Annotated in this window: 12 protein-coding genes; 8 read left to right on the plus strand and 4 right to left on the minus strand. The window is 72.7% G+C overall.

Annotation, left to right across the window (positions count from 1 at the left end; genetic code table 11):
* The first annotated feature begins 109 nt into the window (after positions 1–109).
* Entirely contained in the window at positions 110–652 is a 543-nt protein-coding gene (locus ACE3QY_RS15390; RefSeq protein WP_374456913.1) for a PadR family transcriptional regulator, read from the plus strand.
* 1 nt (position 653) lies between these two features.
* Positions 654–2,657 carry an NADPH-dependent 2,4-dienoyl-CoA reductase gene (locus ACE3QY_RS15395; protein WP_374456914.1) on the plus strand — a complete coding sequence of 668 codons (2,004 nt, stop codon included), beginning with the start codon at positions 654–656 and terminating at the stop codon, positions 2,655–2,657.
* A 3-nt stretch (positions 2,658–2,660) separates the two neighbouring features.
* Here the strand turns inward: ACE3QY_RS15395 and ACE3QY_RS15400 are convergent, their stop codons facing one another.
* From ACE3QY_RS15400 to ACE3QY_RS15415, 4 genes are all read right to left on the minus strand, one after another.
* The gene (locus ACE3QY_RS15400) at positions 2,661–3,131 is read right to left on the minus strand and encodes a cyclic nucleotide-binding/CBS domain-containing protein (protein WP_374456915.1); all 471 of its coding nucleotides are present in this window, start codon (positions 3,129–3,131) and stop codon (positions 2,661–2,663) included.
* Between the two features lie 118 nt (positions 3,132–3,249).
* Entirely contained in the window at positions 3,250–4,248 is a 999-nt protein-coding gene (locus ACE3QY_RS15405) for a beta-ketoacyl-ACP synthase III (protein WP_374456916.1), read from the minus strand.
* A gap of 57 nt (positions 4,249–4,305) precedes the next feature.
* Positions 4,306–5,190 carry a pentapeptide repeat-containing protein gene (locus tag ACE3QY_RS15410; protein ID WP_374456917.1) on the minus strand — a complete coding sequence of 295 codons (885 nt, stop codon included), beginning with the start codon at positions 5,188–5,190 and terminating at the stop codon, positions 4,306–4,308.
* Between the two features lie 224 nt (positions 5,191–5,414).
* A complete protein-coding gene (locus ACE3QY_RS15415; RefSeq protein WP_374456918.1) occupies positions 5,415–6,164 on the minus strand; it encodes a BTAD domain-containing putative transcriptional regulator in 750 nt (249 codons plus the stop codon).
* A 488-nt stretch (positions 6,165–6,652) separates the two neighbouring features.
* On the opposite strand from ACE3QY_RS15415, the gene ACE3QY_RS15420 reads away from it, so the two are divergent.
* Genes ACE3QY_RS15420 through ACE3QY_RS15445 form a run of 6 tightly spaced genes read left to right on the plus strand, consistent with a single transcriptional unit; the run spans position 6,653 to position 14,933 of the window.
* On the plus strand, positions 6,653–8,800 hold the full coding sequence (locus tag ACE3QY_RS15420) for a hypothetical protein (RefSeq protein ID WP_374456919.1): 2,148 nt from the start codon (positions 6,653–6,655) through the stop codon (positions 8,798–8,800).
* Positions 8,793–10,049 carry a hypothetical protein gene (locus ACE3QY_RS15425; RefSeq protein WP_374456920.1) on the plus strand — a complete coding sequence of 419 codons (1,257 nt, stop codon included), beginning with the start codon at positions 8,793–8,795 and terminating at the stop codon, positions 10,047–10,049. The genes ACE3QY_RS15420 and ACE3QY_RS15425 overlap by 8 nt, the downstream gene beginning before the upstream one ends.
* A gap of 19 nt (positions 10,050–10,068) precedes the next feature.
* The gene (locus tag ACE3QY_RS15430; RefSeq protein ID WP_374456921.1) at positions 10,069–10,575 is read left to right on the plus strand and encodes a hypothetical protein; all 507 of its coding nucleotides are present in this window, start codon (positions 10,069–10,071) and stop codon (positions 10,573–10,575) included.
* A gap of 22 nt (positions 10,576–10,597) precedes the next feature.
* Entirely contained in the window at positions 10,598–11,908 is a 1,311-nt protein-coding gene (locus ACE3QY_RS15435) for a hypothetical protein (protein ID WP_374456922.1), read from the plus strand.
* Between the two features lie 9 nt (positions 11,909–11,917).
* Positions 11,918–12,766, plus strand: coding sequence for a serine protease (locus ACE3QY_RS15440; protein WP_374456923.1), 849 nt, complete (start codon positions 11,918–11,920; stop codon positions 12,764–12,766).
* A 25-nt stretch (positions 12,767–12,791) separates the two neighbouring features.
* On the plus strand, positions 12,792–14,933 hold the full coding sequence (locus tag ACE3QY_RS15445; protein WP_374456924.1) for an N-acetylmuramoyl-L-alanine amidase: 2,142 nt from the start codon (positions 12,792–12,794) through the stop codon (positions 14,931–14,933).
* Positions 14,934–14,936: the final 3 nt, after the last annotated feature.

Genomic DNA, 14,936 nt, shown 5'->3' on the forward strand with positions numbered 1-14,936 from the left:
TCGTGGGCGGGCCGGTTTCGCGACCATCGCCCACTGGACTACCCCGGCAGGCGGGCCGTGACCCACCCCACCTTGCAACTCGTTGCATAGGTGCGCCAGACTGCCGGGCATGGCCCTCGAGCACGCCCTCCTCGTCGCGCTCAGCGAGCGCCCCGCGAGCGGGCTCGAGCTGACCCGGCGCTTCGAGCGGTCGCTCGGCTTCTTCTGGCAGGCCACCCACCAGCAGATCTACCGCGTGCTCGCCCGGATGGAGGCCGACGGCTGGGTCACGGTCGAGGTCGTCGAGCAGGAGGGTCGCCCCGACAAGCGCGTGCACACGCCGTCCGCCGTCGGGCGCGAGGTGCTGGCCGACTGGCTGGCCACGCCGATGCCCGTCGAGGCGTTCCGCAGCGAGGTGGCCGTGAAGCTGCGCGGGGCGTCGTACGGCGATCGCGCGACGCTGCTGCGCCACCTGGCCGACGCGCGCGCCGACCACGCCCTGCGGCTGGCGGCGTACGAGCAGATGGAGAAGGAGCAGTTCCCGCACCCCGACGACCTCGAGCCCGGGGTGCGCGACCGCTGGCTGGTGCTGCGCGGCGGCATCCGGCTCGAGCAGTTCTGGATCGACTGGCTCACCGAGTACCTCGACGCCCACCTCGATGGAAGAGACTGAGATGACGCACCCCACCTACCCGCACCTGCTCGAGCCGCTCACGCTCGGACCGCTCACCCTGCGTAACCGCGTGGTGATGGGCTCGATGCACACCGGGCTCGAGGACCACCCGTGGGACATCGACAAGCTGGGCGAGTTCTTCGCGGAGCGGGCGCGCGGCGGGGTGGGCCTGATCATCACCGGCGGCTACGCGCCGACCAAGCGCGGCTGGCTCAAGCCGTTCGCGAGCGAGATGACCAACCGCCTGCACGCGATGCGCCACGAGCGGATCACCGGCGCCGTGCACGACGCGGGCGGGGCGATCGCGCTGCAGGTGCTGCACGCCGGCCGCTACGGCTACCACCCGCTCTCGCAGAGCGCCTCGGACAAGAAGTCGCCGATCACGCCGTTCAAGCCGAGCGCGATGTCGAGCAAGGAGGTCGACCACACCGCGACCGCCTTCGCCAAGAGCGTCGCGCTGGCCCGCAAGGCCGGCTACGACGCGGTCGAGATCATGGGCTCCGAGGGCTACCTCATCAACCAGTTCCTCGCCGCGCGCACCAACGACCGCGACGACGCGTGGGGCGGCTCGGCCGCGCGCCGCATGCACTTCGCCGTCGAGGTCGTACGCCGCTCGCGCGAGCTGGTCGGCCCCGACTTCCCGATCGTCTACCGGATCTCCCTGCTCGACCTGGTCGAGGGCGGCCAGACCTGGGAGGAGACCGCCGAGCTGGCGCTGCACCTCCAGGCCGCCGGCGTCACGGTGTTCAACACCGGCATCGGCTGGCACGAGGCGCGGGTGCCGACGATCATCACGCAGGTCCCGCGCGGGGCGTGGCGGTCCCACACCGCGCGACTCAAGCAGGTCGTCGACGTCCCGGTCTGCGCGAGCAACCGGATCAACACCCCCGAGCTGGCCGAGGACATCCTCGCGGCCGGCGAGGCCGACCTGGTCTCGATGGCGCGGCCACTGCTGGCCGACCCGGCCTTCGTCGCCAAGGCGATGGACGAGCGCGCCGACGAGATCAACACCTGCATCGCCTGCAACCAGGCCTGCCTCGACCACGTGTTCAGCAACGAGCGCGCGAGCTGCCTGGTCAACCCGCGCGCCTGCCACGAGACCGAGCTCGTGCTGATGCCGACCCTGCGCAAGCAGACGGTCGCCGTCGTCGGCGCCGGGCCCGCCGGCCTCGCCGCCGCGACGTCCGCCGCCGAGCGCGGCTTCGCGGTGACGCTCTTCGAGAAGTCGCCCGCCATCGGCGGCCAGTTCCGTCTCGCGATGCAGGTCCCCGGCAAGGAGGACTTCGCCGAGACGCTGCGCTACTTCACCCGGCGGCTCGAGGTCCTCGGCGTCGACGTACGCCTCTCGACCCCCGCGTCCGCCGACGACCTCGCCGGCTTCGACCAGGTCGTCGTCGCCACCGGCGTCGAGCCCCGCATCCCGGAGATCCCGGGCATCGACCACCCCAGCGTGGCGTCGTACGCCGACGTGCTGAGCGGCGCCGTCACGCCCGGCAAGCGGGTCGCCGTCATCGGCGCGGGCGGCATCGGCGTCGACGTCAGCGTCTTCCTCACGCACGAGGATGAGGACCTCGAGGACTGGATGGCGCACTGGGGCGTCGGCGACCCGGCCCTGCACGAGGGCGGCCTGACCGAGGCGAAGCCGCGCACGCCCGCGCGCGAGGTGACCCTCGTCCAGCGCAAGACCACGCCGATCGGCATCGGGCTCGGCAAGACCTCGGGCTGGGCGCACCGCGCGGTGCTCAAGCAGTCGCGGGTGACGATGGTCAGCGGTGCGACCTACGACCGCATCGACGACGACGGCCTCCACGTCACCGTCGACGGGGTGGCCCGGGTGGTCGAGGCCGACACGATCGTGGTGTGCGCCGGCCAGGACTCGGTGCGGGACGTCTACGACGCACTCGACCACGCCGCCGCCCACCTGATCGGCGGGGCCGACGTCGCTGCCGAGCTGGACGCGAAGCGCGCCATCAAGCAGGGCACCGAGGTCGTCGCCGCACTCTGAGGCTCACTCCTGGCGTACGACGACCCGGGTGCCGCTCGGGACGACGACCACGTCCTCCTCGTGCGACGCGACGTCGACGAGCACCTCGAAGAGGTCGCGCATCGAGACGAAGCCGGCGATCGTGTCACCCTCGATCACGGGCACGTGCCGGACCTGCGCCTCGAGCATCCGCCGGGCGGTGTCGAGGATCGAGTCGTCCGGGCGGGCGGTGACCAGGTCGGTGGCCATCACGTCGGCGGCCGTCACGTGCTCGGGGTTCGACCCCTGAGCGAGGTGGTGCACGATGTCGCGCTCGGACATGACACCGGCGAGGTGGCCGTTCTCGACGACGCCGACGGCGCCGATGCCGTCGGCCGCCAGCGCCTCGGCGACCTCCAGCAGCGTGGCCTCGCCGGGCACGATGGCCACGGGCCACACCATGACCCGGGCGATCGCATCGGTCGGATGGGTGCTGCGCTTGCTCGCGGTGTACATCGTGGCCTCCACTGGTCGCCGTTCTCCTGCTGACCCCAGCCTCGGCTGTCGCCGGTGCCCGCGTCAGGGGCCTTGGTCCCCCGCGGGCGGTCCGAACTGCTCCCCGACCCCGGACCCGTCAGCCGAGCGGGGGCAGCGTGACGACCTGGCCGGCGTAGCTCAGGCCCGCGCCGAACGCGATGAGCAGGGCGGTGTCGCCCACGGCGGCCTCGTCCTTGCGGAGCATCGCCTCCATCGCGAGCGGCACGGAGGCGGCCGAGGTGTTGCCGGAGTCGACGATGTCGGTGGCGACGGCGACCGTGTCGGGCAGCTGGATGTTGCGGACGAGGGTCTGGGTGATCCGCAGGTTGGCCTGGTGGGGGATGAACGCGTCGAGCTCGTCGGCGCGGACGCCGGCCAGGTCGAGCGCCTCCTGGGCGACCTTGGCCATCTCGAACGGCGCCCACCGGAAGACCGCCGTACCCTCCATCTGCACCACCGGGTGGTCCCGCTCCGAGTGCCCGCCGAGGCAGCTCGGCGTCTGGGTGATGACATGGGCCTGGGAGCCGTCCGAGCCCCACGCCGTCGGGCCGATCCCCGGCTCGTCGGACGGTCCGACGACGACCGCGCCGGCCCCGTCGGCGAAGATGAACGCGGTGCCCCGGTCGGTCGGGTCCATGAAGCGGCTGAGCTGCTCCGCCCCGATGACCAGGACGTGGGTCTCGGCGCCCGAGCGCACCATCGACGCGGCCAGGTTCAGCGCGTGGCAGAAGCCCGCGCACCCGGCCGAGATGTCGAACGCCGCCGCCGTGATGCCGAGCGCCGTCGCGACCTGCGGTGCGGAGGCGGGCGTGTGCTCGGGGTGGGTGGACGTCGCGACGATCACGCACCCGACCTGGTGGGCAGCGACCCCTGCGGCGGCGAGGGCGCGCTCGGCAGCCGACACCGACATCCCGATCAGCGTCTCGTCCTCGCCCGCGAAGCGTCGCGTCCGGATGCCCGACCGGGTCTGGATCCACTCGTCCGAGGAGTCCAGGACCTCGCAGATCTCGTCGTTGGTCACCACCCGCTCAGGACGGTGGACGCCGAGTCCGAGCATCGCAGCGTGGGCCAGGTCGGTGGACTGCCGGATCGTCATGTGCCGAGCATAGGCACGAGGTGGCGGGACGAGGACCGCCGCTGCGGGGCGCTCGACTCAGGGGCCGTCCAGCGCACAGTCGGGGAGTGTGGTCAGCTGGGCCGGCCACCGGGTGGTCTCGTCACACTGCGCATCGACCAGGCTGGCGTGGAGCAGATTGGCGCCGACCAGGTTGGCGCCCACGAGGTTCGCCGTCCACAGCGACGCGCCCTGGAGATTGGCTCCTTCGAGGTCGGCGTCCCGCAGGTCCGCACCGTAGAGGTCCACACCGCTGAGGTCGGCCCCGGTCAGCGTGGCACCCACCAGCGTCGCCCGGTTGAGGCTCGCCCCGGACAGGTTGGTGTCCGCCAGGTCCGTGCCGGTCAGGTCTGTCTCCCTCCAGTTCACGCCGGGAAGGTCCAGCTCGTCCAGCCCGTTCGCACGGGCCATTGAGGCTCCGATGAGCCCGGCGCTGCCGAGGTTCTGGACGGCGAAGAGGTTCGCGTCGGTGAGGTCTGCCCCGTGCAACGAGGCGTCCGTGAGATCGGCCGCCTGGAGGTTGGCGCCGGTCAGGTCGGCGGAGTTGAGCGCCGCGCGCGTCAGGTCCGCGCCGTTGAGCGCGGCGCCGGCCATGGCCGCCCCGATGAGGTTGGCGTCGGTCAGGTCCGCGGCGAACAGATCAGCATCCACGAGGTACACCTCCTCCAGGTAGAACCCGGAGAGGTCCGCCCTCCGCAGCTGCGCCGCGTTGCCGTCGAGGACCTCGAACGCAGCTGCGATGTCGACGGGGGTCGTCGCCGGCATCGGTCGTGGTCGCGAGGTCCTGGCTGACCGCAGACGGATGAAGCTGCTGAGGATCTCGGTGCTTGCCTGTCGGTCGCCGACCGAGTACCTCATCAATCGGTCGAACGAGTAGACGGCGCCGATCCGCACGGTGATCGAGCGCGACCCGAGCTGTTCCACCGACTGGGTGAACCGTTCGGACGCCTCGGAGATCCGCGCGAGCTCGGCCTGCTCGGTCGCCTGACGACTGCTCTGGGCGTTGAAGTACAGCGCCCCGATCGCCGCGAGGAGCGTCGCAACGGCGGCGACGACCGCAGCCCTGGTGGTCCACGCGCTGTGGGTGCTGCCGCGGTCAGCCCGTGTGCGAGCCCGCCAGCCTGTGACTCCCAGGGACCCGGACGTGGCTAGCTCCGTTGGGTCTCGGGAAGCGGCCGCTGGGCGGGCAGGAGGAGGGCGGCGATGCGGGGGGAGGGGACGAGCCCGGCCTCGCGGTCGAGGAGGCGGGCGTACTCCCGTCCGTGCCGGATCGCCTCGGTGTGGTTGCCCTCGGCCATGTGGGCGGCGATGAGGGCGGCGTGGGCGGACTCGTGCAGCGGCTCGACCCGGATGGCGGCGCAGGCGACGTCGATCGCGCGACCGTACTGGCCGCGCGAGGTGAGCAGCTCGCTCAGCTTCTCCAGCGCGTGGATGCGCAGCTGGCGGTGCCGCTCCCGCTCGAGCAGCAGCCACTCCTCGTCCCAGCCGGGGAGCAGGTCGGCCTCGAGCAGGCGTGCGGCGCCGCTGATCACCTGGTCCTCGACGGGGTACTCGGCGATGATCCGCCGCGCCTGCGAGGTGATCAGCTCGTAGTCGATCCGCACCTCCTGGTCCAGACCGATGGCGTCGCGGCGGGCGCGCACGATGCGTGGGTCGGCCTGCCGCACCCGCCACAACGCCGTACGCAGGTTGGACATCGCGCGTTCGGGGGCGGCGGTCGGCCAGAGGTTGCCGGCGACGGTGTCGCGCAGCTGCTCGACCCCGGTCACGGCCAGGAAGCCCAGCACGCGCTGGGCGTTGCGCGGCATCGGCACCACCTGGTGACCGACGTGCACCGAGAACCCACCCAGCAGGTTGATGCTGGGCCCGGCCGCTCGCGACATGGCAGCAGTCGTCATTCGTCCCTCCCCACCCGGAACGACAGCACACGCGCGCCTACGCAGCGTCACGGTCCTGTAGTCGGAGACGTGGACGTTGACGCGGGTGTGACCTCCGGGCAGACGCGGCGACGACGGTGCCGAGGACTTCACACGCGCACGCTGTTCAGTGATGGAACCCCCAGTCTGGCACAACCTGGTCGTACGTCTCTGGCGTGACGGTGACGGCCTGAAGGTCCGATTCCTGGCGAGCCGGAACGGCCGTCGGCCGGCCACGCTGACGCTCGCCACGAGCGCGGAATCGGCGGTCCACCAGTTCGAGGCATGGCTTCGGTCGATCGACGCGGACGACCCGTCACCGGACCAGACCACCCTCCCGCACACCGCGACGCGGAGGCGACGGAACGGCAGACGCGACGACGACGCTGCGGCGACGGACCCGCACACAGCGGGCTCCTAGCGTCGTCGGGTCAAGAAGCGGGACGCAGGACGTTCGGAGGGAGGCGCTCATGACGACGCTCGACACGGAGGCACCCATCTTCTCCGGCGGCGGACTCACCGGCTTCGAGGTGGCCGAGCAGGAGCTGCCGTCGCACGGGGGCGGCGCCCTGGTCTCCCCGTTCGCCTCGGGGCTGACGTCCGAGGCCGAGTCCGCCGAGGCCGTCGACGCCCTCGAGGCGCTCGTCGCCGAGCTCGAGGACGAGGAGTTCGACGAGGCGGTCGAGTCGCTCGTCGACGAGGTCGCGGGGCAGCACCTGCGCGCCCTGTCGCGGCACGGCGAGCAGGAGCAGGCCGCCGGGCAGGACGCCCAGCAGTGGCTCGAAGCCTTCGGCGACTCCGTCGACCGCGGGCTGTCCGAGCTCGAGCAGCGCTTCGCCGACCGTCGGCTCGACTCGTTCGGCGAGACCGAGGTCGCCGACGTGGTGGGTGAGTACGCCCGCGATCCCGAGTCCAGCAGCGAGCAGTTCCTCGGGGGGCTGGTGAAGAAGGCGTTCAGCGCCGCGAAGGCCGTAGCCACGGGTGCGGTCAAGGGGCTCAGCAAGCTGATCCCGATGGGCCCGGTCTTCGCGGCCCTGCGCAAGCTCGTCCGCCCGCTGCTCCAACGCGTGCTGGCCAAGGCGATCAACCGGCTGCCGGCGCCTCTGCGCGGCCCGGCGACCCAGCTGGCCCAGCGACTCGGGCTGTCCGAGGCCGAGGCCGAGGCGTCGATCAGCGAGGTGTTCGACGCCCAGCTGGCCGAGGCGTTGCTCGCACCGAGCGACGCGGCGCAGGAGCAGGTGCTCGACGAGGCGGCGTACGAGGACGACGCGATGCAGGCCGAGGACCCGCTCGCGGACCTCGACCGGGCCCGCGCGACGCTCGCGCGCCAGCTGGCGGAGGCCGAGCCCGGTCGGCCCCCCACCGAGCAGCTGGAGCAGTTCATCCCCGTGGTCATGGCGGCGATGCCGCTCATCCGGACCGGCGTCCGGATCGTCGGCCGCGACCGCATCAAGAACTTCGTCGCCGGCCAGCTCGCCACCCTGATCCAGGGGTACGTCGGCCCCCAGGCCGCCCGCGCGCTCGCGCCTCACGTGGCGGACGCCGGCCTCAGGCTGCTCTCCCTGGAGGCGGCCTCCGAGCAGCTCGGCTCCGAGGCGCTCGTGGACACGCTCCAGGAGGCGATGGTCGACGTGATGAGCCTGCCCGCCGAGGCGCTCGAGGACCCGCTCCGCCTCGAGGCCGAGGTGGGGGACGCCCTCGGCGCGGCCGCCGTGCGCAACCTGCCGCCGTCCGTGCTGCGCGACGACCTGCCCGGTCACGACCCCGACAAGCCCGGCTGGGTGGCCCTGCCGCGCGCCGGCCGGGTCCGGCGCTACCGCCGCAGCGCGCGCCGCTTCGACGTCACCCTGTCCCGAGCGATGGCGGGAGAGGTCGAGCTGCCCGGCGCGGAGACGCTCGAGGAGCGGCTGCTGGACGCCGGGGTGTCGACCTGGCCGGTCAACGCCGAGGTGCAGGTCTTCGAGACCCTGCCGGGCGGTCGGCTCGGCCACCTCGCCGCCGGCGAGGGTGAGGGCGTCCTCACCGCGGAGTTCGAGGAGCTGAGCCCGGCCACGGCCGGCCAGCTGCTCGGCAAGGCGTCGCTCGGCACGCGGCCGGGGGTGCTCGGGCCCGCGGGTCGGCGGTACTTCCGCGTCGTGGTGCCCGGCCGCCGTGTCGTACGCCGGCGCAGCCGGATCGCGCTGCGGTTGCGCCCGCAGCTGGCCCGCCCCGAGCTGCGCGTCCACGTGCGGATCGGCGAGCGCACCGCGCACCGGCTGGCCGGGCTGCTCGAACGACAGGAGCAGACCGAGGTCGTCGCCACGGTCAACCGGCTGCTGGGCCCACGGGTGCAGGAGGCCGCGGCCGCCCGCCTGCCGCGCATGCTCGGGCGGGCGACCCGTTCCACCGTCGCCCCGGCCCGCGGGCACGCGCTCGCCGCCCACCTCATCGAGGCGATGAAGTCCGCGCTGGCCAAGGAGCTGCCCACCCAGGCGGCCGCGATGGCCACCGCGGCCAAGGATCCCGCGCCGGGCCTGACCATGACGTTCGTCTTCGCGTTCGCCGACGCGGCCGCGCTCGCCAGCGGGCTGCCCGGGGCACCCGCCCTCACCATCCGGGCCGGGAGGCACAGTGACTGACGCCGAACGTCGGCAGCTGCAGGCCGAGCTCGCGCACTGGCGCGGGGCCATCGTCCAGCTCACGGAGCTGGACGCGGTGGCCCCCGCCGAGGCGTGGGCGCACCTCGAGGACTACCTCCGGCTGCGGCTCCGCGACCGCCTGACGTCGTCGATCGCGGCGTTGTCGACCGAGGGCGCGGCCGTCGCCTCTGCCCTGGCGTCCGGACGGCCCCTCGGGGAGTGCCGGACCGCGCTGCTCCGGCTGCGGTCCCGCTACCTCGCCGTCGAGTCGACGGTCGAGTTCTACGGCGATGCCGTCCAGCAGCGCACCACACCCCGGCTCGGGGCCGTGCTGCGCGGCCTCGACACGATCGCGGTGGACTCGATGGAGGTCGTCCTGCGTCCGTTGGGCAAGGAGGTGCCACCCGCGCTGGTCTACCCGGAGAAGGGGCTCGGCGCCGCAGTGCTCCGGGCCGGGATCCGGCTGTGGGACCAGGGCGGGCTCTCCCCCGTCGCCGCGATCAAGGTGACGCGGCACAACCTGATCCACCCGACCGCGATCCTCCACGAGACCACCCACCAGTGGAGCCACCTCGTCGGTTGGAACACAGAGCTCGGCGAGGTGCTCGCCGAGGTGGCGACCGCGGCCGGCGACGTGCCGGGCCTCGGCGAGCTCTGGCGCTCCTGGGCGGGCGAGGTGGCCGCGGACGTGGGGGCCTTCGCGATGGCGGGCTGGTCGCCGGTGCCGGCACTGGCCAACGTCGTGGACGGGCCGACGACGTCCGTGCACCGCGTACGCCTCGGCGACCCGCACCCCCCGTCGTGGCTGCGGGTCCTCCTCAACGTCGAGCTGTGCCGGAGCTGGTACGGCGCCGGCCCTTGGGACGACCTCGCCGAGGCGTGGCGGTCGCGGCACGACCCGGCGACGCTGACCACCCGCGACGCAGCGGTCGCGCGCGCCGGCGAGCGGCTGCTCCCGGCCCTCGCGGCCGCGTGCACCCGGCGCCCCTTCCGGGCCTTCGGCGGTCGGCCGCTGCACGCACTCGCCGACCCCGAGCGGGTCTCCCCGGCCCGACTCGCCGAGCTCTCCCGGCAGGCCGGCGACACCCTGCTGACCTCCGCCTTCCTCTCCCGCAGCGACTCGCTGCGCATCCTCGCGCTGCTCACCAGCGACCAGCCCCTCGACCCCGCCGCCACCGCCGAGCGGACCGCCCGCCTCCACGACTGGCTGGCCCGGCTCGCACCCATGCCGCTGCCCCGAGCCGCCTGAGCACAGAAGGAGAACCACCATGGCCACCACTGCACCTCCGAACCCGCCGACGAACACCCAGGTCGCCGCTCTCCTGGCCGAGCTCAAGAGGATCGCGGACGCGCTCAACAACCCCCGTCCGGTCGCGCTCAGCGACGAGGCACCTGCGGCGTCGGCGGCGAGCAACCTCGACTACCTCGTGCTGCGCCAGCTGATGGGCCGGATCCCGCGCGACGGCGAGGACGTGAAGGTCTTCCCCGCAGCGCGCAAGAGGGGCTCGGGCGGTCCGACCGCCACGGCGATCCTCAGCCTCGGGCCGGTGCCCGAGGACGCGGACGAGGTCGCCGTCTTCACGAGGCGCGGGGAGCCGGCCGAGGTCGTCCCCCTGTCGACGTACAGCCCTCGGGTGGCCAAGTCGGGGGTCACCTCCCCGACCGACTTCCCCCTCACCACCGTCACCAACGAGCAGGTCATCACCCGGCTGGAGTTCCGCCGGGGCGGCGACCACTACCCGCTCGCCCTCGGACCACGGCTCCCGGTCGTGTGAGAGACAAGGATCGGAGAAGCCCATGTTCCGCAGCCTCGCCCGCCGGATGAGCCAGCCGGCCCAGGTGTTCGACATCCACCCGCTCCAGCTCAGTCGCTGGCTCGACGAGGCCTGGACCGGCGGCGCCCTCGTCCCCGACGTCGGCAACACGACGACGCCCGCCGGTACGCCGTTCCTCGGCGAGCCGGCGATCATCGGGGCGATCGACCTCCCGCTCCCGTCCGCCTCGGGCGTGCCTTTCCCGGCCCCGTCGGGGATCAACCCGGCGGTGCCGGACTCCTTCACCGGTACGCCGCTGGGTCCGCCGACGCCGCCGCTCATCGACCCGGGACTGGTCGCCGACCACCTGGTCTACGCCTTCCTGGTGGAGAGCACGGGGGCCTTCGAGGTGCTGGCCGAGGTCGTCCGGCGGCTGAGCGTGGGTGAGACGTTGAACCCGATCACCCCTGCGGCCCACCGCTGGGTGCGGACCACCGAGGAGCTCTTCTTCCGTGAGCCGCCGCTCTACAGCATCCAGGGCGTGCTCAGCGAGGTCCGTCCGGACCAGCGGGTCAACCGCCGCAACGCCTACTGGCGGATGTTCGGCCTCGAGCCGCCCCACCCGGTGCCGGCGCGGTGGCTGCGACCAGGCGTCACGGACGGCGCCTGGAAGCAGGACGTCGGAGACGGGGTGAACACCAGCTTCAAGGAGAAGTGGACCGAGCTCCTGCGCCAGGTCTGGCTCGGCATGGAGAACGCGAAGAACGGGATCGGGCCCAACGCCACCGACCGCGAGTACATCGCCTCCCTGTGCGACGCGCTGCGCGACATGATGGCGCTGCGGCGGCGCGGCGGCCTGCTCGCCCGGGAGGAGTTCGCCTACGTCAGCACCCTGTCGTGGTTCCACCTGACGCTCGAGGACAACCACCCGATCGTGGCCGACCTCAACGCCCAGGGCCCTGGTCCGGCCGAGCGCCTCGAGAAGCTCGCGGCCCGGGTCGGCATGACGCCGGCACCGCGCTCGCGCGAGCTGTTCGAGCTCGCCGACCTGATGTCGGGCCTGCTGCGTGCCATCGAGCTGAGCGTCTTCTCCTCGGGCCCGTCCGTCGAGCTGCTCTACCTCAACCTCGGCACCAACACGACGCTGCTCACCGACATGAACAAGATCATCGACCTGTGGCAGTCGGCCACCGGCGAGCGGGTCAAGGACCGGCCCTCCGGCTCGGCCCAGCCGCTGCGGCTCCCGGCGCCGTCGGGTGGCGCAGCGCCGCCGCCCAACGGCGTACGCGCGTCTGCTCCCACGGGATCGCCCGCGCCGATCGGGGTGCTGGCCGGCCAGAACGGCCACGGCTAGGCCGGCGCCATGCGATCGCCGTTCGTGGAGGCACCCGCTGAGCTGCTGGAGCACGAGGTCCTGCTGCCGGACGAGCGCGTCCGGGTGAACCCGACGACGCAGGTGCCCTACCGGTGGGTGTGCTCGCTGGACGTCACGCGGGGCAGCACGTCGTACCGCGGCTCGGGCCTGCTGGTCGGGCCACGCCAGGTGCTCACCGCCGCCCACAACGTCTACGACGCCGAGGGCAACCGGCCCGACTCGCTGGTCGTGGTGCCGACCCGCAACGTGGCCGAGCAGCCCTTCGGGCGGTTCGAGGCGGTGGCCTTCACGACGACGAGCCGCTACATCACCAACCCGGTGCCGGGCACCCGCTTCGACATCGCCCTCGTGACGCTCGGTGCCGACGCCTCCGTCGTCCGCTCCAGGGCGCTCGGCGGAGCACCGCTCGGCCACTGGGGCCACGCGACCCTCGGGCAGGGGACGAACCTGCGCCCGCTCTCGACCACGTTCCTCGCCGGCAAGGACGTGGTCGTCTGCGGCTATCCCGGTGACAAGTGCAACGGCAACCGCTGCGACCCGGCGGTCGGTTGGAGGAAGGGTGACCAGTCGAACTCGATGTGGTCGCACTTCGGCCCGGCCCGCTTCCATGCCGGAGCCCCCGGAGCGGTCGTCTACTCCGCCGACACCGCGAAGGGCCAGAGCGGCTCGCCGGTCTGGATCAGGTTCAGCGACGGCACCCGCTCGCTGGTGGGCGTGCACGTCGACCGCCACCTGGAGTACGACGCGACCGCCCGCCGCATGGTGCTGCGCGGCAACAAGGCCGTCCACCTCGACACGGACGTGATGGCCCTCGTGCGCAGCTGGCTGGGGCAGTGAGCCCCCGGACGCCGATGGAGGAGTGATGACCGAGACGTTCACGATCGGGAGGGACGCGGCGCCGTCGCCGTTCCGGGAGGACCTGGTGGCCGAGGCCGAGGGCTTCACCGCACCTCAGGAACCGGAGTACTCCTCTCCCGGCGAGCCCATGAGCGAGACGCTCCTCGACGAGGCGTACGCCGCTCCGGCCGAGGAGGCCCTGCTCGAGGGTGAGGACGAGACTCCCTCGACCACCGTCCAGGGCCAGTCGGCGATCGCCGTGCAGGCCGCGCGCCAGTGGGACTCCGTGGACCGGCCGGCCGGGTGGATCGGCAAGGTCTACGGGCTGGTGGTGCACACCACCGGAGGGGGTCTGCCCTCGAAGGCCAAGGCGAAGGGGATCTACCACACCGCCTTCGCGGTCAGCTACTACTCGCAGTCGCACGGCTGCCACTACGTCAACGGCTGGCGTGGGGTCGCCGGCGGTGACCTCCTTCAGGTCGCGAACGAGCGCGAGCAGGCCAACGGCGTCGGGGTCGGCGACCAACGCAGGTCGATCGACCAGGGCCGCTTCGAGAAGGACCTCCCCGCTGCCGTCGTCACGCAGTGGCGCGCCAGGTGGCCGGGTGTCGAGCATCCCCTGAAGCTGCTGCCGGGCACCCGCACCGCCAACTCCTGCTACATCCACGTCGAGTGCGTGCCGTGCGTCTTCCACCACGGCAAGCAGCTCGTCACCGACGCCACGCCGTTGCGGCCCGGCCTGCGCTTCACCCAGGCCCAGCACGAGGCGGTCGCCCTGCTGGCGTGCGACATCGCCAGGCGCAACGGCTGGCCCCTCCACGAGACCTGGTGGCGCTCGGCCCGGCTCGTCGGGCACGAGGACCTGACGCCCTTCAACCGCCACGACAAGGCCGGCGGCTGGGACCCCGGCGGCATGCGGGCGGTGCCGTACTTCGACTGGGACTTCGTCCACTCGATGATCGAGCGCGAGTGCCGCCGCACGGCGGCACCGACCGCGTCGCGCCCGTCGTGGTGGCCCTTCTCCGAGGCCGAGGACGACGAGCTCGAGCAGCCGGGTGACGCGCTGGAGGGCGAGGGCGAGTGGGAGGTCGAGCCCGAGTCGGAGCAGGAGCCCGAGTCCGAGTCGGAGCAGGAGGGCGAGTGGGAGACCGAGCAGGAAGGCGAGTGGGAGGGCGGGGACCCGCTCGAGGAGGCGTACGGCGCCGGGCTCGAGGGTGAGCTCGAGGACGAGTCGTCCTTCCTGGAGCCGTTCCGCCTGGCGATGGCGATCGCCCGCGGGCAGCGCGACGAGAAGGCCCTGACCAACGGCGTGTTCTTCGCACGGCACCCCGAGCTCGGCGGTCGACCGATCGCCCCCGGCGAGCGGACCCTGGCGTCCGAGTGGGTCACGATCCGCGACACGCTCGTCCGCCCACTCCTGGCTCGTGCGTCGCAGCCGACCACGACCGGCAGCGGGGCCGGGGGTGCGCTTCCTCCCGGCCCGTTCGGGACGCTCGTCCTCAACGCGCCGGGCCGGACGCCGTTCTCGTACCCCTTCACCGCAGAGGACGCGGCGTGGACCGCGAAGCTCGTCGTCCTCGAGGCCGGCGGTCGCCCCGACGCGGACAGCGCCGCGGTGGTCTGGGCGATGTTCAACCGGTACGCACTCGTCAGGCACACGCTCTACCCGACGTTCCACTCCTTCATCCGGGCGTACTCGACGACGCTCCAGCCGGTGCTGCTCAACTGGCGCGCCGCCCAACGGCACCTGGACAGCCCGGAGTTCGTCCCGTCCGGAGGGACCTACACCACCAAGGGAGCTCCGCCCGGCATCCCCAAGGGCCAGCTCCGCCGGCACCTCGCGTTCCAGGCGCAGGGCTGGGACCGGCTGCCCGCCGGCGCGCGCACCCTGACCCTCCAGGCGGTGCGCGGCAGCCTGCCCAACCCCGGCATCGGCCTGGCCAGCGAGTTCGTCTCGACCCGGATCCTCTGGATGCAGGCGAACTCGACGAAGCGGGAGCCGACCGAGCAGGAGTGGCGGAGCTTCACCGAGAACTTCCCGGCCCGCGTGAAGAAGCCCTACGCCTGGATCGGCGACGTCCCGGCCATCGACCAGCGCAAGAACGCCTTCTTCCGGTACGCCGTCGACGCGAGCCTGCCGCCCGACGCCGTCACCGTGACGCCGTGACGT

The organism is Nocardioides sp. (genome assembly GCF_041913365.1).
GTDB lineage: Bacteria > Actinomycetota > Actinomycetes > Propionibacteriales > Nocardioidaceae > Nocardioides.